Below are 21,720 nucleotides of genomic sequence, written 5' to 3'. Positions count from 1 at the left end.
GCGTGGGCTTCTTTTACGGGAGGCTGAACGATAAGCACTGATGGGATTTAAGCAAAGCAGCTTTACCGGCAATTTACCTTCAACTTACGTTTCAAGGTGTGAGGCAAAACACTGATACACAAATGAAAACGGCCTGGACAGGGCCAGGCCGTTAACAATTGTAAAAGCGCTTATTTGAGTACGGCGAGTGCTGCGTCGTAGTTCGGCTCTTCAGCGATTTCCTTGACCAGTTCGCTGTGCAGCACGTTGTCGTTCTCGTCCAGCACCACCACGGCACGGGCGGTCAGGCCTTTGAGCGGGCCGTCAGCGATGGCTACGCCGTAGTTTTCGATGAACTCGGCACCGCGCAGGGTCGACAGGTTCTGCACGTTTTCCAGGCCTTCGGCGCCGCAGAAACGGGCCTGGGCGAATGGCAGGTCAGCCGAAATGCACAGCACCACGGTGTTGTTCAGTTCGTTGGCCTGAGCGTTGAACTTGCGTACCGAAGTCGCGCAGGTCGGGGTGTCGACGCTTGGGAAGATGTTCAGCACTTTGCGCTTGCCGGCAAAGTCTTTCAGGGTAACGTCGGACAGATTGCCGGCAACCAGGGAAAAGGCTGGCGCCTTGGAACCGGCTTGTGGCAACTGGCCGTTGACTTGAACCGGGTTGCCTTTGAGGGTGACTTGAGCCATGACTTTAGTCCTTCTTAACGTGGTGATTGAGCATGCAAGAGGCCGAAGTTAACCACGAAATTGTCCGACGACCTATGCCCTGACAGAAAATTGTCAGGGGGCCGCGCAAAAAATTGTATACAACCCACCTCTCCTGTAGGAGCTGCCGCAGGCTGCGATCTTTTGATGTTGGTTTTTAACGACAAGATCAAAAGATCGCAGCCTGCGGCAGCTCCTACCTTGGCAGTGCAGCGTGTCGGATTGCGTTTGTTAAAGCGCAGCTTTGCGTCTTTTATTCAGACACCTGTCGATTCATGCGCGGCCCATTCGACTAAACCATGAATCCCCCCATTCCCTGGAGAAACCACCATGCGATTCATGATCCTTGTCAAAGCCAGCGCCGACTCCGAAGCCGGCATCATGCCCAGTGAAGAGCTGATCACTGCCATGGGCAACTTCAACGAAGAACTGGTCAAGGCCGGCGTTCTCATCGACGGCAATGGCCTGCACCCGAGCAGCAAAGGCACCCGCGTGCATTTCTCCGGCGACAAGCGCACCGTCATCGATGGCCCCTTTATCGAGACCAAGGAGTTGGTGGCCGGGTACTGGATCTGGGAAGTGAAGTCGAAAGAAGAAGCTATCGAGTGGGTCAAGCGCTGCCCGAACCCGATGCCCGGCGACTCTGACATCGAGATCCGCCAGATCTTCTCCGCCGAGGATTTCGGTGCCGAGTTCACGCCTGAAGCACGGGCGCAGGAAGAACGCGTTCGCGAGCAAGCCAAGAAAAATCTGTAATCCCCGCCCCCTGTAGGAGCTGCCGCAGGCTGCGATCTTTTGATCTGGCTTTTAAAAAATCAAAGTCAAAAGATCGCAGCCTGCGGCAGCTCCTACAGGGTCGTAAAAATTTAGCGCCCACCTTTAGTGTGACTCTGTAGACAAAACCAAAGAATTAATCCCTTCGACTGGCTAACTCCCGATTAGCTGCTAGCGTCATTCAGACGTGTCCTACAGGCTTGATAAAAAAGGAAATACGTCCAACGGCCGAGAGGCGCCGGGACGTCCATGCAGTAGCCACCAGGGAAACGGGGACCATGTCAAAAAAATTGGGGATTCACGCCTTGCTGCTGGCGAGTTCGCTGGCGCCTGCAGTTTGTGCCTTGGCGAATAACGCCGAAGAGGCCAACAAAAGCAACAACCCGCTGAACCTGGCGCCCGGCGCCAACCTGCAGGATTACTACACGCCGAAGCTGTTCGACAGCAACCTGCACACCAACGACGCTCTGCTGCGCGGCACTTTGCCGATTGCGCCCAACGATTTCATCGGCGTACCGCAACTGCTGCGCGCAACGATGCCGATCAGCACCCGACCCGATCCGCACGGCGGCTACGGCACCGGCATCGGCGATCTCAATCTGTTCGACATCTTCCTGCTCAAGACCGACGGCGTGCAGTTGGGCATCGGCCCGCAAATCACCGCACCGACCGCTGCCGAAGATGAATTGGGCACGGGCAAATGGCAGGCCGGCCTCGCGGCGGTAGCGATCGATTCGTCGCCGCGCGGCTTGCTCGGTGCGCTGGTGCAGTACCAGAGCTCGTTTGCCGGCGACCACGACCGCGCGCATGTCGAAACCGCAACCCTGCAGCCGTTCATCATTCATAACCTCAACAAGGGCTGGTACCTGCGCTCTACCGGCACCTGGACGTTCGACCTGAAGAACAACACTCACTACATCCCGATCGGCTTGGGTGCAGGCAAGGTCTGGAAGTCCGGCAGCAACATTCTCAACGCCTTCCTCGAACCGCAGTGGACCGTCGAGCGTAAAGGCGACGGTGTGCCGCAGTTCACCCTGTTCGCCGGGATCAACGTGACATTCGGAAAATAAGGACATCGCCATGCACATCGCTTTACGCGCCGCCGGTTTCAGCCTGATGACCCTGTTCGCCAGCTGCGGCGTCGGTGCTCAGGAGCTCGACACCCGTATCGGCAAGATCGCCATGGAAGGCGAACTGCCGGCCCATGAGTCGATTGCCAAACTCTATGCCGAGCTGGATTTCCAGCAGGCGACCCAGAGTTACCTATGGGCCTTGCCACTGGTGTCGTACGCGCAGTGGCAGGAAGAATTTCGCGACAAGCTCGGCGCGCGCAGCGGCGACTTGCTGGTGCTCAACAGCTACGAAGACAAGCTCGGCGTGATCACCGCCAACGCCACCACGCCGTACATTCTCGGCTTCGTCGACCTCAGCGAAACCGGGCCGCTGGTGATTGAACTGCCACCGGGACCGACCGCCGGCGGCATTGGCGATTTCTGGCAGCGGGCAATTATCGACATGGGCCAGACCGGCCCGGACAAAGGCCAGGGTGGCCAATACCTGGTGCTGCCACCGGGCGCGGAACCACCCTCCGACGCCGACAAGTATTACCTGGCCAAATCGGAAACCATGAACGTGCTCGTGGGCTTCCGGGTGCTGGATCCGGATCCGGCCAAGGGCAAGGCGCTGGTAGAAAAATTCAAGATGTACCCGTACGCCAAACGTGCCGAGCCGAGCAAGACCCGCCTGCTGTCGCCTGACGGTAAAAAGTGGTCGGGTACCCAGCCACGCGGCATCGCTTACTGGCAGCGGCTGCACCAGATCATCCAGAAAGAGCCGGTCAATGAACGTGACCGCTTCTACATGGCGATGCTCGCCAGTCTCGGCATCGAGAAGGATAAACCCTTCAACCCCAACACTCAGCAGCGTCAGGCTCTGGAGTCCGGCGCGCAGGTCGGTGAGCTGATCGCCAAGGCCAACACGTTTGCCAAGCGCTTTCCTGACGCGCAGTACTGGCCCGACCGACATTGGGACACGGTGCTGAACATCGCCGAACCGTCGCAACGCGTGGCCTATTACGACCAGTTGTGGGAACGCAGCGCCTGGTTCTACGAGGCCGTCACTAACACCAAGGGCATGGTCTCCAAAACCCCGGGGCTCGGCCAGACCTACCTTGGCGCCTACACCGATGCCAAGGGTGACTGGCTCGACGGCGGCAAGACCTACCGCCTGCACGTCGGCGCCAACCCGCCGGCCAAGCAGTTCTGGTCGATGACCGTGTACGACATCGACAGCCGTTGCCTGATCGACAATCCGCAGCGCAAGGCCGACCTGTCCTCACGCCAGGATCTGAAGAAAAACGCCGACGGCTCGGTGGACCTGTACTTCGGCCCGAGCGCGCCCAAAGGCTTCGAAAACAACTGGGTGCAAACCGTGCCCGGCAAGCACTGGTTCAGCTACTTCCGCCTGTACGCACCGACCGAAGCCTATTTCGACAAGAGCTGGAAACTCGACGACATCACAGTCGTGCAATGAATAAGGACGCCGCATGAACACACGTAATCTATGGCTGACCGGTCTGACCCTCGCCCTGAGCAGCAGCGCCTGGGCCGATTTCAGCGCCAGCCCCGAAGAAGCCCGAGGCATCGCCAAGGACGCCTACTTGTATGGCTTCCCGGTAGTGGAAATGTACAAGACCCTGTACACCCAGGCCGTGGACCGCAAGAGCCCGAACTTCAAGGCACCGTTCAACCAGATCGGCAACACCGCCAAGGCCTTCACCGCCAAGGACACCGCGTTCGTCACACCGAACGCCGACACGCCCTACTCGTTTGTCTGGATGGACCTGCGCAGCGAGCCATTGATCCTGACCTTGCCGCCGATCGAAGAGCACCGTTACTACTCGGTGCAACTGATCGACGCCTATACGCAGAACTTCGCTTACCTGGGCACCCGCAGCACCGGCAATAACGGTGGTCATTTCATGATCGCCGGGCCTGACTGGCAGGGTCAGCAACCGATCAACATCGACCGCCTGGTGCGCAGCGAAAGCAACATCGCCTACGCGCTGTACCGCACGCAGCTGTTCGACGAAAAAGATCTGGGCAAGGTCAAGCAGATCCAAAAAGGCTACACGGTCGAACCGCTGAGCCACTACGTAAAACAGAAAGCCCCGGCGCCGGCACCGAAAATCAGTTGGCCGAAACCGACGCCGACCATGAGCGAAACTCCGGAGCTGTTCCGCTACCTGAACTTCATGCTCGCCTTCACTCCGCCGCAGGATGTCGAAAAAGACCTGCTCGCGCGCTTCGCCAAAATCGGCATCGGCGCCGGTCAGCCATTCGATCTGAAAAAGCTCAGCGCCGAACAACGCAAGGCCCTTGAAGACGGCATCAATGACGCCAAGGCCGAATTCGCCGCGTTCAAGAAAGACAAGGTCGACTCGCACGAAATCAGCAGCGGTGACCTGTTCGGCACCCGCGATCACCTCAAGGGCAATTACCTGTATCGCTACGCCGGCGCCAACATGGGCATCTTCGGCAACTCTGCCGAAGAGGCGAACTACATAGGCTATTTCGTCGATAAGGACGGCCAGCCGGCCGACGCAGCGAAACACGACTACACCCTGCATTTCGCCAAGGGCGCCCTGCCCCCGGCCGACGCCTTCTGGTCGCTGACCCTGTATGACGGCAAGAGCAAATTGCTGGTGGCCAACCCGCTCAATCGCTACCTGATCAACTCGCGCATGCTGCCCGACTTGACGCTCGATGCCGACGGCGGATTGACCCTTTACGTGCAGCACGCCAATCCCGGCAAGGACAAGCAGGCCAACTGGCTGCCGGCACCGAACGGGCCGTTCTACGGCGTGTTGCGCCTGTACCTGCCGAAACCGGAAGTCGCCAGCGGCGAGTGGAAGATGCCGCAGCTCGACCCGGTCAACTCAAAACAATAAACGGAGCCAGTGATGGTCAAGCCTTACGTTGTGCGTCCGCTGCTGGCGCTGTGCATGATCGGCAGTCCTCAACTCTATGCAGCCGAAGGTGGTGTAGGCCGGCCGATCACCGGGCAACAGGTGTTTTCCAACGCCGGGATCATCCCGCCCGAACCGGGCTGGGTGGTCTCGGTCACCAGCATCTGGTACGACGGCTCGCTCAAGGGCAGCCGCGGTGCGCCGATTTCCGGTGAAGTCAGTGCCGGGATCGACATGAAAGTCTCCTACACCATGACCAACCTGACCCACATCTGGGACACCGGCAAAGGTCCCTGGAACTTCGCCTCGGCAATCGGTGTTCCACTGCAGTACACCGACATTGACGCGGCGATCACCGGCCCGCGCGGACGCACCCTCGGCACCAGCGATTCCGGCACCCAGTTCGCCGACGCGCTGGTCACCCCGATTGCCGCCGGCTACCACTTCGACGAACTGAATCACATCGCGTTGTCCCTGCCGATCTACGTGCCGACCGGCGCCTACAACGACAATCGCCTGGCCAACCCGGGGCAGAACAATTACACGTTCATGCCCACCGTGGCCTTCACCCATCTGGACGGCAAGGGGGGCGAGTTCACCCTGTCCAGTGGCCTGGAGTTCTACACCGAAAACACCGCCACCGATTACCGCAACGGCAACATCTTCACCCTCGATGCCTTGTGGACTCACGGCTTCGGCAGTGGCTGGAGCGCAGGTCTCGCGGCCGGTTATATCCAGCAAGTCACCGACGACAAGGGCCAGACCGCCGACAGCCTGAATGGCTTCCGTGGCCGCTCCGTCGGCGCCGGGCCGGTGGTCGCCTGGAGCGGCAAATTCGCCGATGCCCAAGCCAACATCAGTGCGCGCTGGGTGCCGGAGTTCGACACCAAGAATCGACCCGAAGGCAACGGCATTGCCGTCAACATGACCCTGGCGTTTTTCTAGACCGGCCACCAAGGACTGTCCCATGACCGCACTCACCGACCTCAACGCCCTGCAAGCAAGCATCGCTGAAGCCGTACTCGGCCAGGATCAGGTCATTCGGCAGATCCTCCTTGGCCTGCTGGCCAACGGGCATTTGCTGCTGGAAAGCCTGCCGGGGCTGGCCAAGACGCGCACGGTCAAGGCGCTGGCCACGCATCTGGACGCGAAGATGAGCCGCATCCAGTTCACCCCCGACTTGCTGCCCTCGGACATCACCGGCGCCGAAGTGCTGCATCAGGTCGCCGGGCAAAATGAGATCCGCTTCCAGCCCGGCCCACTGTTCGGCAATCTGATCCTCGCCGACGAGATCAACCGCGCCCCGGCCAAGGTGCAGGCGGCGCTGCTGGAAGCCATGGAAGAACGGCAGATTACCGTGGCCGGCACCAGTCATGTGCTGCCGGAGCTGTTCATTGTGGTCGCCACGCAAAACCCGATCGAGCAGGAAGGCACTTATCCGTTGCCGGAAGCGCAGATGGACCGGTTCCTGATGAAGGTGCTGCTGGATTACCCCAGCGCCGACAATGAAAGCCAGGTGCTACGCCTGTTGCGCGCCGAGGAGTTTGCCCAAGGCGCGAACACCGCGCCGAGCAAGGGCTTCAGCCTGTCACAGGAAGTGATCTTCGCCGCGCGCAAGGAGGTCAGCGCGGTGCACGTATCACCGGCCATCGACCGCTACCTGATCGACCTGATCAACGCCACTCGCCACCCGGCCGATTACGACGAAGACCTCGGACGCTGGATCAGCATCGGTGCCAGTCCCCGTGGCGGCATCGGCCTGGATCGTTGCGCGCGGGCCGACGCGTGGTTGCAGGGCCAGGATTTCGTCTCGCCGGATAACGTGCGCGCGGTGGTGCACCCGGTGCTGCGTCATCGCCTGCAATTGAGCTACGACGCGGTCGCGGAGGGCGTGACTGCCGATCAGGTGCTCGACCGTTTGCTGGATAAAGTGGCGATTCCGGCATGAACACGGACGGTCTGGTCTACGTTTCTCTGGCGCAATTGATGGCGCTGGAATTCAAGGCCCGTGACCTGAGTTTTCTGGCGCGCCAGCCCCAGGGCAGCATTCTTGCTGGCAACCACGCTTCGCGCTTGCGCGGCCGTGGCTTGAACTTCGATGAGCTGCGCCGCTACCAGCCCGGTGATGATTTACGTCACCTCGACTGGCGCGCTTCGCTGCGCACCGGCAAACCGGTGGTCCGCACTTTTACTGAAGAGCGCGATCGCCCGGCGTTGATCGTGGTCGATCAGCGCATGTCGATGTTCTTCGGCTCGCAACGCAGTTTCAAATCTGCCCTCGCCGCTGAACTCGGCGCACTGGCGGCCTGGATGGTGTTCAACGCCGGTGACCGGGTGGGCGGTCTGGTGTTCAACGATCAACGCATCGACAGCATCGCGCCGTTGCGCAGCCGCAAACGGGTCGAGGCCTTGCTCAGCCACGTGGCGCAACAGAATCAGGCGCTGAACGCCGCCAATCCCGACGCCGAAGACGAGGACCAGTTGGACAAGGCCTTGCAGCGTTGCCTGGCGCTGGCCGGGCATGACCATTTGATCTGCATCGTCAGCGACTTCGCCGGGGCGGGTGAACGCACCTTGCAATTGATGCGGCAACTGCGCGCGCATAACGACGTGATTGCCCTGCAAGTCTACGATCCACTGGCCTTGAAGCTGCCGAGTGATGGCCGGCTGCTGGTCACCCAAGGCCAATTGCAGGTGGAACTGGCTGTCGAGAAACGCAGTGTGCATCAGCCGTTGGGTGATTATCTCGGTGGCCGCCTTAAGGACGTCGCCACCCTGCTGCGCCGCAGTCAGGTGCCGCTGATGATGTTCAGCACCGCCGAAGAGGCCCACGCGCAATTGCGCGCCGAGCTTGGCAAGTCTGCCGGCCCACGGCGATGAACCCGAATATCCCCGACATCAGCCAGCTCAAGGAACTGAGCCTGCCGGCGCCGGTGAGTTATGCGCCGCAGACCTGGGGCTGGTGGCTGTTGCTGGCGTTGTTGGTTGTGCTGGCGTTGATGGTTGGCGTGCGCCGTTATGTGCAGTGGCGACGGGATCAGTATCGGCGCGAAGCGCTGGTGCGGCTGGCGCAGTTGCGTGAGCGCAGTGATGATCTGAATGCCCTGCGCGAGTTGCCCGAACTGCTCAAACGCGTGGCCCTTTCGATGCCCCTGAAACACCGCCCTGTAGGAGCTGCCGAAGGCTGCGATCTTTTGACGTTGCCTTTAAACAACAAGATCAAAAGATCGCAGCCTTCGGCAGATCCTAAAGGGGTGGCGGCGTTGGGGAGATCGGAGTGGCAGGCCTTTTTGCAGCAGCACAGTAAAAAGAAACTGCCCGGCGATTTCAGCGCCCAACTCGGCCAACTCGCCTACGCCCCCGACGCCACCCTGCGCGCCCTCCCCGCCGAGCAGCGCCAGGCGTTGTTCGACGCCTGCCAGTACTGGGTGGAGCATCATCATGTGGCAGCTTGATTACCCGTGGTTGTTGCTGCTGTTGCCGCTGCCGTGGCTGACCTTGCGTTATCTGCCGGCGTATCAGGAAGCCCGCAGCGCCGTGCGCGTGCCGTTTTTCGGCGCCATGAGCCGCGCCGTCGGGGAAGCGCCGAGCCGGGTCGGCAATCGTCAGAACCCTTGGCAACGGTTGCTGAATCTGTTGGTGTGGATGTTGATCCTGCTCGCCGCTACGCGCCCGGTGTTCGTTGAAAAACCCATCGAGCGCCAGCAACCGGTGCGCGACCTGATGCTCGCCATCGACATCTCGCAATCGATGGAAACCGAAGATTTCAGCAATGCCGACGGCCAGAAAATCAATCGCCTCGCCGCCGTCAAACAGGTGGTGCAAGGGTTCATCGACAAGCGCACGGACGACCGCATCGGCCTGATCGTGTTCGGCAGCGGCGCCTATCCGCAGGCGCCGCTGACCCTTGATCACGCCAGCCTGTCGCTGTTGCTGACCGATACCGGCATCGGCATGGCCGGGCCGAACACTGCCATCGGTGACGCCATCGGCTTGAGTCTGAAACTGCTCGACCAGGCCCACGAGCAGCAGAAAGTGCTGATCCTGCTCACCGACGGCAACGATACCAGCAGTGCGATCACTCCTGATCACGCCGCCGAAATGGCCGCCAACAAAGGAGTGGTCATTCATACCATCGGCATCGGCGACCCGACGGCTTCCGGCGAGGCGCAGGTCAATCTGCGCGGGCTGCAACAGATCGCCCAGACCACAGGCGGGCAGTTTTTCCGCGCCGAAGACCGCGCAGCACTGGATCAGGTCTACACCACCCTCGACCGCCTCACGCCGCATCAGGTGAAAACCCTCAGTCATCAGCCACAACGCGAGCTGTTCCACTGGCCATTGGGCGCGGCACTGGGTTTGTTGGCGCTGTATCACCTCGGTGCCCTGCTACGCCCGCGCCTGGCGCTTGCCCGCCAGCGGCAGGAGGCCTGAATGGAGATCAATCTCGGTGATTTCCACTTCCTGCGTCCTCTGTGGTTGCTGCTCGCGCTGTTCGCCGCGCTGCTGCCGCTGCTCTGGCGCCGCAGCCGCGACCTGCAGCGCCGGCTACGCAACAACATCGCCGAACATTTGCTGCCACATCTGCTGGTCACGCCAAAGGATCAGCAGCACCTGCGCCCGGTGCATTGGCTATGCGCGATGCTGCTCATCGGCGCCATTGCCGCCGCCGGGCCGACCTGGGAGCAGGATCGCCCGGACTTTCTGGAGAATCGTGCGCCGCTGATCGTCGCCATGGACCTGTCGCCGTCGATGGACGCCAACGACGTTCAGCCGACGCGGCTGGAAGCTGCCAAGCACAAACTCCACGACCTGATCCAGCGTCGCGCCGGCGCCCGCACCGCGCTGATCGCCTATGCCGGCAGCGCGCATCTGGTGTTGCCGCCGACCGAAGATCCGGCATTGCTCGACACCTTCATTCAGGCGCTGGGCACTGGCCTCATCGACAAACCCGGCAAGGACGTCAGCGCGGTCATCGAGCAGGCCAAACGCCTGCTCCGTGCCGAGAAAACCCCGGGCAGCCTGCTGCTGATCACCGACGGTGCCGACACCGCGCAATTCGATGGCCTCGACAAACAACTCGATGACAGCCAGTTGCAGGTGTTGGTACTCGCAGTCGGCAACCCGGATGGCGGCGTGATTCAGGGCGCCAACGGCCAACCGGCAGTCGACAGCAACGGGCGCCCGCTGCTCGGCCGTTTCGATCCGGCAGCACTCAAGCAATTGGCCGCCGTCCTCGACGCGCCGCTGGGCAGCCTCACCCTCGACGACGATGATCTGGACTGGATCGAGCTGCACGCGCAACAACACTTCCAGAGTGCCAGCGCCGAACAACAGCAATTGCACTGGAAGGACGCTGGTTACTGGTTGTGCTGGCCCCTTCTATTGTTGGCGCTGCTCGGTGTGCGCAAGGGCTGGAGCGTCAACTGGGTACCGGCGCTGCTGTTGGCCACAAGCCTTGGCTGGCCCGCCGCGCCAGCCCAGGCCAGTGCACTGACCGATGCATTCTTCACCCGCGATCAACAAGGGCGCTGGGCCGCCGAGCATGAGCATTGGCCGCAAGCGGCGGCGCTGTTTGTCGATCCGTACTGGAAAGGCGTGGCGGCCTATCACGCAGCAGATTACGACCTCGCACTGGCGACCTTTGCCCGGCTGGACACGGCGCAAGCGTGGTTCTACCTGGGCAACATTTACGTGCGGCGTTTCAAGTTCGATCAGGCGATTGCCGCTTACACCCAGGCCCTGCAAAGACAACCGCAATTTCCCGAGGCCACGGCCAATCTGGCGCTGGCGCAGGCGTTGCTCAAGGACACCGACAGCGCCGAAAAAAATGCCCCCGAGACCAAACCGGATGAAGTGAAATTCGACAAGGCGCCGGGCAAGGGTCAGAGCAAAAAAGTCGAGACCGAACAGGCAGCGTCCGACGCGTTGTGGCTGCAGAACCTGAGCACCTCGCCGGCGAAGTTTCTCAAGCAGAAATTCAGCTTGCAGGATCAAACGGGGGCGAAACCATGAACCGGGTTGGCTTCATCGCTGGCAAGCCAGTTCCCACAAGGTTTTGCGCTGTTAACTCGATTGGCGATAACACAGACACCCCCTGTAGGAGCTGGCTTGCCAGCGATGAGGCCAGATCTGCCGGCAAAAAAATCTGCACCTTGCTCATAACCAGCTTGCTCAGCCTGAATGCCTCTGCCGCCGAACCCCAACTGAAAATCCACGCCCACCTGCAACCCGCCGAAGGCGTGATGGTCGGCGGACTGGTCGAGCTGCAAGTCGACGTGCTCACCGACACCTGGTTCACCAGCGCCGCGACTCTGCCCGAACTGAAACTCGACGGCGCCCTGGTGACGCCGCCCGATGGCCGCGCCCAGCACCTGAATCAGACGATCGACGGACAATCCTTCAGCGGCTTGCGCTACAGCTACCTGATCACCCCGAATGTCGCCCGCCGCTTCGACATCCCGCCGTTGACGGTCTCTGCGACACCGGGTCAGGCGAGCAATGCAATCAATGCACACAGCCAACCCTTGCACTTCAGTGCCGCCCAGCCGCCAGGCTTTCAACCCGGAGAAACGCCGTTGGTGGCCAGCGATGTGCGCCTGAACCAAAGCCTGATCAACTCGGCAACCCCGTTGAAAACCGGCGACAGCGTGACCCGCCAACTGACCCTGCAGGCCGATGACGCACTGGCGATGGCGCTGCCGGTTCCGCCACTGGGTGAGGTAGCCGGTCTGAGTCGTTATCCGCAGACCCCACAAGTCAGCCGTCTGGATGATGGCCGCGGCAACGTGCTCGGTGGTCAGCGGATCGACACTGTCACCTACCGCATCGACAAGGCGGGTACCTACACCCTGCCAGCCATCGCCGTGAAATGGTGGGATGTCAAAACCCGGCAGAGCCGGACTGCGCAAGTCCCGGCCATGACCTTCGAAGCCGCCGTCAACAGCCACTACCAACCGGTGTTTTCGATCACCGATGATCTCAGGCAGCTTGGCCGCGACAATGTGCACGTCTCCGCACGCTGGCTGCTGTGGCTGGCGCTCTTCGGTGTCTTCGGCGGTGCTGGATATTGGCTGCACCCTGTTGTGCTGCGCGCCCGGCGCCAATGGCTGGCACGCAAGCACGCGCGGCAACTGGCCTGGGAGCAATCGGCGGACTTCGCCTGGCAGCAGATCAAACCGCAATTGTTGACTCGGCCGGCGCAATTGAGCGCGGTGTATCTGTGGCTGCGCCGCCGTCGCCTCGGGCTGCGACTGGTGAATGCCGGCCCGCGTTTGCAGGGCCTGTTGCGCGGACTTTACGGACGTGATCCGCAGACTGCACAAACACTTGCTCAACTACATGAATCGTTGACTACGCTTCACAGTCAGGCCGAACAAAAGGCGCACAAACCGGCGTCGGCCCTGCGCCCACTCAACCCTGTTCAGGAAAGGGAATTCCCATGACCAATCCACCGCAGCAGCGTCAACGTTTCAGCCTTGCGCTGGTGTTTGCGCTGGCATTGCCACTGCTGGCCCAGGCCAGCGAGCCACTGCCGTCATGGAACGACGGCCCAGCCAAAAAACACATCATCGAGTTTGTGCAAGCCGTCACCGATCAGTCCGGCAAAGACTTCGTCAAACCCGCCGATCGCATTGCCGTGTTCGACAACGACGGCACCCTGTGGAGCGAGCAGCCGATGTATTTCGAGTTGCTGTTCGCCCTCGACGAGGTCAAGCGCAATGCGTCACAGCATCCGGAATGGAAAACCACTCAGCCATTCAAAGCGGTGCTGGAAAATGACCACAAGGCACTCGCCGCCGCCGGCATGGACGGGATTATCAAGATCTTCGGTGCCACCCACACCGGCATGACCACCGAGGCTTTCGACGATTACGCCAAGACCTGGCTGAGTCAGGCGCGGCATCCGAAGACCGGCAAGCCCTACACCGAAATGATCTTCCAGCCGATGCTGGAAATGCTCGACTACCTGCGCAGCCAGGACTTCAAGACCTACATCGTTTCCGGCGGCGACACCGGCTTCATGCGCGCCTTTGCCGAAAAGGTCTACGGCATTCCGCCGGAACAGGTGATCGGCACCACGTTCGTCACCGCGTTCCAGTTCAAGGACGGCCAGGCCTCGATCCTGCGCACGCCAAAACTGGCGCACAACGACGACGGCCCGGGCAAACCGGAGAGCATTGATGCGGTGATCGGCAAACGCCCGATCCTCGCGTTCGGCAATTCCGACGGCGACCTGCAGATGCTGCAGTGGACGGCTGCCGGGCCCGGCAAACGCTTCATGGGGCTGGTGCATCACACCGACGCCAGACGCGAGTGGGCCTATGACCGAAAATCCGATATCGGGCGGCTCGACAAAGCCCTCGACGAAGCAAATTCCCGTGGCTGGACCGTGGTCGACATGGCGACCGAATGGCGCCGGATCTACCCGTACGATCCACCGGCAAACGAGCAGGTGCAATAAGAAAAAGCGTGACGCAGGACTGCAGTAAACGTAAGTCGCAGCAAGCGACACCCCCGCGCAAAAGGAGCAAGTCAGATGACTCGCATACGCAAGTGGCTACCGAAACTCGCCCTGGTGGCAACCTCGGTGATGGCGCTGTCGGCAACCGCCACAGCGGCTGAGAAACCCAACATTCTGGTGATCTTCGGCGACGATATCGGCCAGACCAACATCAGCGCCTATTCCATGGGCGTGGTTGGCTACAAGACCCCGAACATCGACCGGATTGCCAAAGAAGGCATGATGTTCACCGACTACTACGCGGAGAACAGCTGCACCGCCGGACGATCGTCGTTCATCACCGGCCAGACGCCACTGCGTACAGGTCTGTCGAAGGTCGGGATTCCCGGCGCTCCGGTCGGCCTGCAAAAACGCGACATCACCATCGCCCAGGCGCTCAAGGGTCTGGGTTATGCCACCGGGCAGTTCGGCAAGAACCACCTGGGTGACCGCGATGAGTACCTGCCGACCAACCACGGTTTCGACGAGTTCTTCGGTAACCTGTATCACCTCAACGCCGAGGAAGAGCCAGAGCGTCCGTACTGGCCCAAGGACGATGCCGAATTCGTCAAGGCCAATACCCCGCGAGGGGTGATCCACAGCTTCGCCGACGGCAAGATCGAAGACACCGGCGCCTTGACCACCAAGCGCATGGAAACCATCGACGACGAAACCACTGCCGCCGCACAAGCGTTCATCGAGAAACAGGCCAAGGCCGACAAGCCGTTCTTCGTCTGGATGAACACCACGCGCATGCACGTGTTCACCCATGTACGTGATTCGATGAAGGGCCAGAGCGGCATGCCCGGCAACGAATATGCGGACGGCATGCTCGAGCACGATGCCGATGTCGGCAAACTGCTGAAAACCATCGATGACCTGAAAATCGCCGACAACACGATCGTGGTCTACACCACCGACAACGGCCCGAACCAGTTCTCCTGGCCGGACGCGGCGACCACGCCGTTCCGCAACGAGAAGAACTCCAACTGGGAAGGCGCGTACCGGGTGCCGGCGATTGTCCGCTGGCCCGGCAAGATCAAGGCCGGCGAAGTCTCCAACGAGATGTTCTCGGGGATGGACTGGTTCCCGACCCTGCTCGCTGCTGCCGGCGATGCCGACGTGAAAGACAAACTGCTCAAGGGCTGGGCGCCGACTTCCGGTGGTACCAGCTTCAAAGTGCATCTGGACGGCTACAACCAGTTGCCCTACCTGACCGGCCAGCAGCCCAAAGGCGAGCGCAACGAGTTCTACTACTTCAACGACGACGGCATGCTGGTCTCGATGCGCTTCGACAACTGGAAAGTGGTGTTCTGCGAACAGCGCCAGCCGGGCGGTTTCCGGGTCTGGAGCGAGCCGTTCGTGTGCCTGCGCGTGCCGAAAATCCTCAACCTGCGGATGGATCCGTATGAGCGGGCGGATGTGGTGTCTGACCAGTTCTATGACTGGAACACCAAGAACGTCTATCTGGCCGGCGTAGCGGTGACCAAGTCTGCGAAGTTCCTGCAGACCTTCATCGAGTACCCGCCAAGCCAGAAACCGGCCAGCTTCAGCATCGACCAGATCCGTGCTGCGGTTGACGCCAAGATCGCAGAAAAAATCAAAGCGGCTCCGGCTGCACAGTAACACCGTTGAACTGCCGCCCGCCCTCATCGGCGGGCGGCCCTGTTTCCAACTTGGGACCGTGTCGGCCCATTCGCGAGCAGGCTCGCTCCCACAGGGGATTTGTGGTGGACACAAGTCCAGTGTGGGAGCGAGCCTGCTCGCGAAGAGGCCGGCACCGTCACAGCATTTTCTGAATTGAAATAAGGCAGTCCGCATGTCCTCACGTATCGCCAGCAAGCCGTCGGCCATACCCACCGCGCAAGCCGCCACCCCGGCGCTGCTGATCCCTGCCCTGCTATTGTGCACCTCCGGCGCCGCCGCGCTGGTGTATCAGGTGCTATGGATCAAGCAGTTGTCGCTGGTGGTCGGCGTCGAGGTCTACGCCATCACCACCGGCATCAGCGCCTTTTTCGCCGGGCTGGCCATCGGCGGCTGGCTGTTCGGACGCTGGGCTGATCGCTTGCAGCAACCGGTGCTGCTCTATGCCGGACTGGAAGTGCTGGTGGCGATTCTTGGCGTTGGCGCCACGGTTGCGATGAGCCTGGCGGCGAGCCCGTTTGCCAGGTTGCAAAGCCATGTCGGCCTGCTGGCCTGGCTGTTGCCATTCGCGCTAGTAGGCATTCCGGCGGTGTTGATGGGCGGCACACTGCCGGTGCTGGTGCGCTCGCTGGCGGCTGATCCGGGCAAGGCCGGCGGTCAGCTGTATGCGGCCAACACCCTCGGCGCAATTGTCGGCACCCTGCTCGCCGCGTTCGTGCTGATCGCCACCCTCGGCGTGCGCGGCAGTGCGCTGTTTGCCGCAATGCTCAATCTGCTGGCCGCAACCGCTGCGCTGTGGCTGCAACGTCAGCGTCCGACGCCAGTTGCAGCCCCCGTCAAAGCTCACACCGGGAAAGCCGCAGACCGCACCGCCCTGTGGTTATACGCCATCGCTGGCGGCGTGGCGCTGGGGTATGAAGTGGTCTGGTCGCAGTCGATCGTGCAGTTCATGAGCACCCGCACCTACGCGTTTGCCGTGGTGCTCGCCACATACCTGACCGGACTGTTCATCGGCAGCACTCTGCTCGCTCGTCGCGTCGAGCGCATTCGCGATCCGTGGGGCGTGTTCGGTCTGCTGATAGCCGGTGCCGGGCTCATCGCTTTGCTGGAAATTGCTGTGCTCGGGCGTTGGCTGGTGTTGGCGCAAAGTCAGGCCGAGTACTGGGTGCTGACGTTCGGCGCGAGCGAACTGGCCGGCATGAGCGCGCGTTTTGCAGTGGCGGCACTGAGCATCGTGTTCGTCCCGACGCTGTTGCTCGGCGCGGCGTTTCCGCTGGCACTGCGCTTGAGCGTGGGACGTGAACGCGTCGGGCGCGATGTCGGTGCCGTGGTCGCGTTCAATACGCTGGGCGGGATCGTCGGCGTGATGCTCTGCGGTTTTCTGCTGATTCCGCTGCTGGGGCTGGTGCGTACGCTAGGCCTGCTGGCAATCATCGCGGCCGGCATCGGCTACGTGGCCGTACGCAAGGGCCATCACGTCAAAAAAGGCCGGCGTCAAGCGGTAGTCGCGCTGGGGCTCGTGTCGATAGCACTCGCCGTGCTGACTCCGGTGGACAAACTTGCCCGTCTGCTGCCCGGTGCGCGCAACGGCACGCTGGCGTTCTACGAGGAAGGCCGAGGCGGCACCGTGGCGGTGGTCGCTCAGGGCCGTGGTGAAAACACCTTCCACCGCCTGTACATTCAAGGTGTGTCGAACACCGGCGATGCCATGCCGTCGCTGCGCTACATGCGCATCCAGGCCCTGCTGCCGTTGCTGATCCACAACGGCGAGCCACGTTCGACACTGGTGATCGGTTTCGGCACTGGCATCACCGCTGGCGCCCTGCTGCGCTATCCGGGCCTGGAACATCGGGTGGTTGCCGAGTTGTTACCGTCGGTGGTCAAGGCGGCGCCCCTGTTCAAGGGCAACTTCAACGCCGCCAGCGATCCGGGCGTCGATGTGCGCCTGCGCGATGGCCGCCAGGAACTGTTGCGCAGCCCGCAGACTTACGACCTGATCACCCTCGAACCGCCACCGCCGTCGGCAGCCGGCGTGGTCAATCTGTACTCGCGAGACTTCTATCAGTTGGCGGCCAGTCGGCTGGAGCAACACGGCATCGTCGCGCAGTGGTTACCGTTGCCGACCCAGAACATCGACGACTCGCGCGCACTGGTACGCAGCTTCCTCGACGTGTTCCCGTATGCCTCGCTGTGGACCAGCGAGTTCCACGAGATGCTGCTGGTCGGTTCGCTGCAGCCGATGCAACTGGACGCGGCGAAAATCACCGAGCGCTTCCAGCAGGCCAGCGTGCGCAGCACTTTGCAGGATGTCGGGATTGGCTCGGCGGCCGCGTTGCTCGCGACCTGGGTCACCGACCGCGCAGGCCTTGAACGTTTCGCAGCCAATGCTCCGGCGGTCACGGACGATCAGCCCCGGATCGAATACGCGCCGTGGGTGCGCAGCAAGGAAATCACTCGGGTATTGCCGGCACTGCTGGACTTGTATCAGCCACCACCACTGGTGAATGCCGATGCCGGGTTCACTGAGCGACTGGAGACACACCGTCAGCGCCTGATGCAGTTCTACCGCGCCAGCCTGCATGCGTATGACGGGGATCGGGATGCGTGGGGACGAGATATGCGTGAGGTGATGCGCGGGGATGGCGGCAACCCGTACTTCCGCTGGTTTACCGGGCAGTAATGCTGCCATCTGTAGGAGCTGCCGCAGGCTGCGATCTTTTGATCTTGTTTTTAAAAAATCAAAGTCAAAAGATCGCAGCCTGCGGCAGCTCCTACAGAGGCCCCGGGTTATTTGCTGGCCTTGAGCTTCAGATACATCTGATGCATGTCATTGGCCCAGCCATCAATCACCGGTTTGACGTCAGTGGACTTCATGGCTTGCGTGTCGTTCTCCAACGGTTTGCCGGTGCCTTTGCGCACCACCTGCGCCACGACCTTGTTGCTCGCACCGTCGAGGAACACCGCTTCGGTGGCCAGCGTGGTTTCCTGATCGCGGATACCGCTGGCAGTGCTGACGGCTGCCGCCACCAGAGCCACCGGGATCACTTCATAAGCGTGCAGGCCTTCGGTCTTGCTGCTCACAGCAGTGATGGCCGCACGCACCACAATCACGCCAGGGCCAGGGCCGTTGGCCAACGGCAGATCCTTGCTGATTTCACGCTTGAGCGCCTGATCGTAATAGGAGGTGATGCCGTTGAGGGTCTGTTGGGAAATCTTCGCGGTCGGTTGCGGCTTTGGATAGAGCTGGGTCGGCTCGATGTACACGCTGGTGAACTTGCTGATATCCACCTTCGGATCGATCCAGCGCATCACCTCGGCACCGGACGGCGATTTGGCCTCCTTGAGCTGGCTGTAGTCCTTGAGAAAGCCGGAATACTCATCGGGAGCGACGGTTTTGCTGGAGCAACCCACCACGCCAAGGGTGGCAATGCAGAGGGTGCCCATCATTACTGCTAGCTTCATGCTGTAACTCCTGTCAGAAGGCCTGAATGTATTGCGTTGGGGGGAGTTACAGGTATAGCTAAAACCGCGGCAATTGCGCTGAAAACCAGAAAATTCACACAACACCGGGCGTCTGTCACAACTGACGTTTGACAGACGCCGGGCATCCGGCAAAGCTGCATCGAGCTTGAACGCATGCCAGCAGGCCAATGCATCTGACCACGGAAGTCGTAATGCCCAAGCATAAAAATAAAGTCGCACCGCCTGAACCTGATTCGTCCCGACCGTCCCTTTCGCGTTTTCTGTTCCCTCTCACTATTGGCGTGCTGCTGGCCGCTGTGGCGGGCATTGGCTGGTTTCTGTTCAGCGCTGCGCCCGCGCCGTACACGGCCCCGCCCATCAGCGCGGCGGCGCCTGTCGTCGCCAGACCGCAACCAGTGGCACAGAAGCCCGCCAGCATGGTCGATGAGCAACAATGCCAGGGCTGCCACACCGAACAGGTCAAGGACTGGCAAGGCTCGCATCACCAATTGGCGATGCAGCCAGCGAATGCCGACACCGTGCTTGGCGACTTCAACAACGTCACCTTCAGGGCCGAAAACGAGACCACCCGGTTCTCCCGCAAAGACGACCAGTTTCGGGTCAATACGCCGGGTATCGATGGCAAGAACGCTGACTTCAAAGTCGCCTACACCTTCGGCATTGCACCGTTGCAGCAATACCTGATCGACGTCGGCGAAGGCCGTTTGCAGGCGCTGGGTGTGGCGTGGGATACCGAGAAACACCGCTGGTTCCACCTCTATCCCGGTCAGGGCGTGAACTTCAAGAATCCGCTGCACTGGAGCAAGCCCAGCCAGAACGCCAACTTCATGTGCGTCGAATGCCACACCACTGGCTTCAAGCGCAATTTCGATGCGGCCAGCAACACGTTCAACAGCCAGTGGAACAGCCTCGGGGTCGGCTGTCAGGCTTGCCACGGCCCGGCCTCGAATCACCTGGAGTGGACGCAAAAAAAAGATGACCTGATCCACAAGGGTTTTGCCGTCGACCTCAAGGACAAGAATGCTACCGTCGAAATCGAAACCTGTGCCCGCTGCCATGCGCGCCGTGCGCCGTTGGGTGATGGCTACACCGTCGGCAAGCGCTTGATGGACGACTACCTGCCCAGCACCCTGACCCGCGAATTGTATGCACTGGACGGCAAGATCAAGGATGAGGTGTTCGAGCACGGCTCGTTTCTGCAGAGCAAAATGTTCGACAAAGGGGTGCGCTGCAGCAACTGCCACAACCCGCACAGCAGCGAACTCAAGGCGCCGGGCAACGCGGTGTGTCTGCAATGCCACAACACGGCGGGCAAGACCTCGGTCGAAGGTGTCGATGGCAAGGGCCTGCAAGCGAAGAACTACGACTCCTTCGAACACACCCGCCACACCCCGGGCCAGCCCGGCTCGCAGTGCGTGGATTGCCACATGCCCGGCAAGTTCTACATGGGCAACGACTGGCGCCATGACCACAGCTTCAGCATCCCCAACCCGGAACGCGCGCAAAAACTCGGCACGCCCGACGCGTGTCTGAGCTGCCACCAAGGCAAGGCCGGTGACAAGGTCACCGCGCAATTCAAGGTGTGGAACGCCTCCGCGGCGACCCCACAGGCACCGCGCTATGACGAGAGTCTGTGGCTGATTCGCAACGGTCAGCCCGGCGCCGCAAACGCTCTGTATGAGCAATTGCAGCGCAGCGATCTGCCGGCGATTCAGCGAGCAACGTTGCTGACTGAACTGCCGCTGTATCCGAGTGATCAGGCTTTGAAACTGGCGACTCAGAATCTGAAAGATCCAGCGCCGCAGGTTCGCGAAAGCGCGGTGCGCGCCATCAGTGCCTTCCTGCCGCCCGCCGAGCGTGCCTCGTTGCTGACACCGCTGCTCAGCGATCCGGTGAAAGCCGTGCGCATCGTCGCGGCGCGGGACCTGCTCAGCGTGGCGCGCAACAACGGCCTCGGCGCCGCACAGCCCCATTGGGATGCGGCGATTGCCGAATATGAGGCGGTGCAGAACAGTCTCGCGGAACGGGCCGAGGCCAACCTGAACCTGGCGATGCTGTATCAGGCCAGTGGCCGTGCTGCCGAGGTCGAAGGGTTGCTGCGCACCGCACTCAAACGCGATCCGGATTTCTACCCGGCGCTGGTGACGCTGGTGCAATGGCTGGAGGCCAATGGTCGGGGTCAGGAAGCGCAGACCCTGCTGGACGACAGCCTCAAGGCGCACCCCGACGCTGCATTGCTGCAGCACACCCGTGGCCTGTCATTGATCCGCGCCGGCAAGACTGCCGAAGCCATGACCGCGCTGCACAAAGCCGCGCAACTGGAGCCGCAGAACGCGCAATACGGTTACGTGCTGGCGGTGGCGTTGCACGACAGCGGCAAGGTGAGCGAGGCGTGTGATGAGCTGGAGCGTTTGCTCAAGGTGCAACCGGCGAACCGCAATGCCCGGCTGTCGCTGATCCAGTACTACCTGGAGAACGGCCAGGAGCCGAAGGCCCAGGTGCTGTTGCAGGGGTGGAAGAAGATGAACATGGGCGATCCGGCGCTGAAATAAAGCGCCCTGTAGGAGCTGCCGCAGGCTGCGATCTTATGATGTTGCTTTTAAAAAACAAGATCAAAAGATCGCAACCTGCGGCAGCTCCTACAGGGTCATGTTCAGGGC

The 21,720-nt window shown here is 61.4% G+C and carries 17 protein-coding genes; 15 read left to right on the top strand and 2 right to left on the bottom strand.

The features are described 5' to 3' along the window. Positions 1–170 precede the first annotated feature (170 nt). Entirely contained in the window at positions 171–671 is a 501-nt protein-coding gene (gene tpx, locus KVQ82_RS14075) for a thiol peroxidase (protein ID WP_041066982.1), read from the bottom strand. Positions 672–1,019: 348 nt separating this feature from the next. Between tpx and KVQ82_RS14070 the strand changes: the two genes are divergently transcribed. From KVQ82_RS14070 to KVQ82_RS14005, 14 genes are all read left to right on the top strand, one after another. Further along, positions 1,020–1,445, top strand: a complete 426-nt coding sequence (locus KVQ82_RS14070) for a YciI family protein (protein WP_222019205.1) — start codon at positions 1,020–1,022, stop codon at positions 1,443–1,445. Positions 1,446–1,741: 296 nt separating this feature from the next. Then, a complete protein-coding gene (locus KVQ82_RS14065; protein WP_222019204.1) occupies positions 1,742–2,533 on the top strand; it encodes a hypothetical protein in 792 nt (263 codons plus the stop codon). A gap of 10 nt (positions 2,534–2,543) precedes the next feature. Further along, the gene (locus KVQ82_RS14060) at positions 2,544–3,995 is read left to right on the top strand and encodes a DUF1254 domain-containing protein (protein ID WP_222019203.1); all 1,452 of its coding nucleotides are present in this window, start codon (positions 2,544–2,546) and stop codon (positions 3,993–3,995) included. 13 nt (positions 3,996–4,008) lie between these two features. Next, positions 4,009–5,412: a DUF1254 domain-containing protein gene (locus tag KVQ82_RS14055; RefSeq protein ID WP_222019202.1), complete on the top strand. Its 1,404-nt coding sequence runs from the start codon at positions 4,009–4,011 to the stop codon at positions 5,410–5,412. 12 nt (positions 5,413–5,424) lie between these two features. Continuing rightward, the gene (locus KVQ82_RS14050) at positions 5,425–6,375 is read left to right on the top strand and encodes a transporter (RefSeq protein ID WP_222019201.1); all 951 of its coding nucleotides are present in this window, start codon (positions 5,425–5,427) and stop codon (positions 6,373–6,375) included. 22 nt (positions 6,376–6,397) lie between these two features. After that, positions 6,398–7,378, top strand: coding sequence for a MoxR family ATPase (locus tag KVQ82_RS14045; RefSeq protein WP_222019200.1), 981 nt, complete (start codon positions 6,398–6,400; stop codon positions 7,376–7,378). Continuing rightward, positions 7,375–8,310 carry a DUF58 domain-containing protein gene (locus KVQ82_RS14040; protein ID WP_222019199.1) on the top strand — a complete coding sequence of 312 codons (936 nt, stop codon included), beginning with the start codon at positions 7,375–7,377 and terminating at the stop codon, positions 8,308–8,310. Before KVQ82_RS14045 ends, KVQ82_RS14040 begins: the two co-directional genes overlap by 4 nt. Then, complete coding sequence (locus KVQ82_RS14035) at positions 8,307–8,885, top strand: DUF4381 domain-containing protein (RefSeq protein WP_222019198.1); 579 nt, start codon at positions 8,307–8,309, stop codon at positions 8,883–8,885. The genes KVQ82_RS14040 and KVQ82_RS14035 overlap by 4 nt, the downstream gene beginning before the upstream one ends. Then, on the top strand, positions 8,872–9,864 hold the full coding sequence (locus KVQ82_RS14030) for a VWA domain-containing protein (RefSeq protein ID WP_222019197.1): 993 nt from the start codon (positions 8,872–8,874) through the stop codon (positions 9,862–9,864). The genes KVQ82_RS14035 and KVQ82_RS14030 overlap by 14 nt, the downstream gene beginning before the upstream one ends. Then, a complete protein-coding gene (locus tag KVQ82_RS14025) occupies positions 9,865–11,445 on the top strand; it encodes a VWA domain-containing protein (RefSeq protein WP_222019196.1) in 1,581 nt (526 codons plus the stop codon). Then, positions 11,442–12,875 (top strand): hypothetical protein, encoded by a 1,434-nt coding sequence (locus KVQ82_RS14020; protein ID WP_222019195.1) that lies wholly within the window; start codon positions 11,442–11,444, stop codon positions 12,873–12,875. The genes KVQ82_RS14025 and KVQ82_RS14020 overlap by 4 nt, the downstream gene beginning before the upstream one ends. Next, positions 12,872–13,894, top strand: a complete 1,023-nt coding sequence (locus KVQ82_RS14015; RefSeq protein ID WP_222019194.1) for an HAD family phosphatase — start codon at positions 12,872–12,874, stop codon at positions 13,892–13,894. The genes KVQ82_RS14020 and KVQ82_RS14015 overlap by 4 nt, the downstream gene beginning before the upstream one ends. A 75-nt stretch (positions 13,895–13,969) precedes the next feature. Beyond that, positions 13,970–15,559 (top strand): arylsulfatase, encoded by a 1,590-nt coding sequence (locus KVQ82_RS14010; RefSeq protein WP_041066944.1) that lies wholly within the window; start codon positions 13,970–13,972, stop codon positions 15,557–15,559. Between the two features lie 193 nt (positions 15,560–15,752). Further along, a complete protein-coding gene (locus KVQ82_RS14005; RefSeq protein WP_222019193.1) occupies positions 15,753–18,257 on the top strand; it encodes a fused MFS/spermidine synthase in 2,505 nt (834 codons plus the stop codon). 107 nt (positions 18,258–18,364) lie between these two features. Here the strand turns inward: KVQ82_RS14005 and KVQ82_RS14000 are convergent, their stop codons facing one another. Then, positions 18,365–19,039, bottom strand: coding sequence for a DUF3313 domain-containing protein (locus KVQ82_RS14000; protein ID WP_222019192.1), 675 nt, complete (start codon positions 19,037–19,039; stop codon positions 18,365–18,367). 212 nt (positions 19,040–19,251) lie between these two features. Here KVQ82_RS14000 and KVQ82_RS13995 point away from each other — a divergent pair, with 212 nt between their 5' ends. Next, complete coding sequence (locus KVQ82_RS13995) at positions 19,252–21,612, top strand: tetratricopeptide repeat protein (RefSeq protein ID WP_222019191.1); 2,361 nt, start codon at positions 19,252–19,254, stop codon at positions 21,610–21,612. Positions 21,613–21,720 lie beyond the last annotated feature (108 nt).

It is taken from the genome of Pseudomonas sp. AO-1, assembly GCF_019775695.1.
GTDB classification, from domain to species: domain Bacteria; phylum Pseudomonadota; class Gammaproteobacteria; order Pseudomonadales; family Pseudomonadaceae; genus Aquipseudomonas; species Aquipseudomonas parakoreensis.
This window is presented reverse-complemented; position numbering and strand designations above follow the sequence as displayed.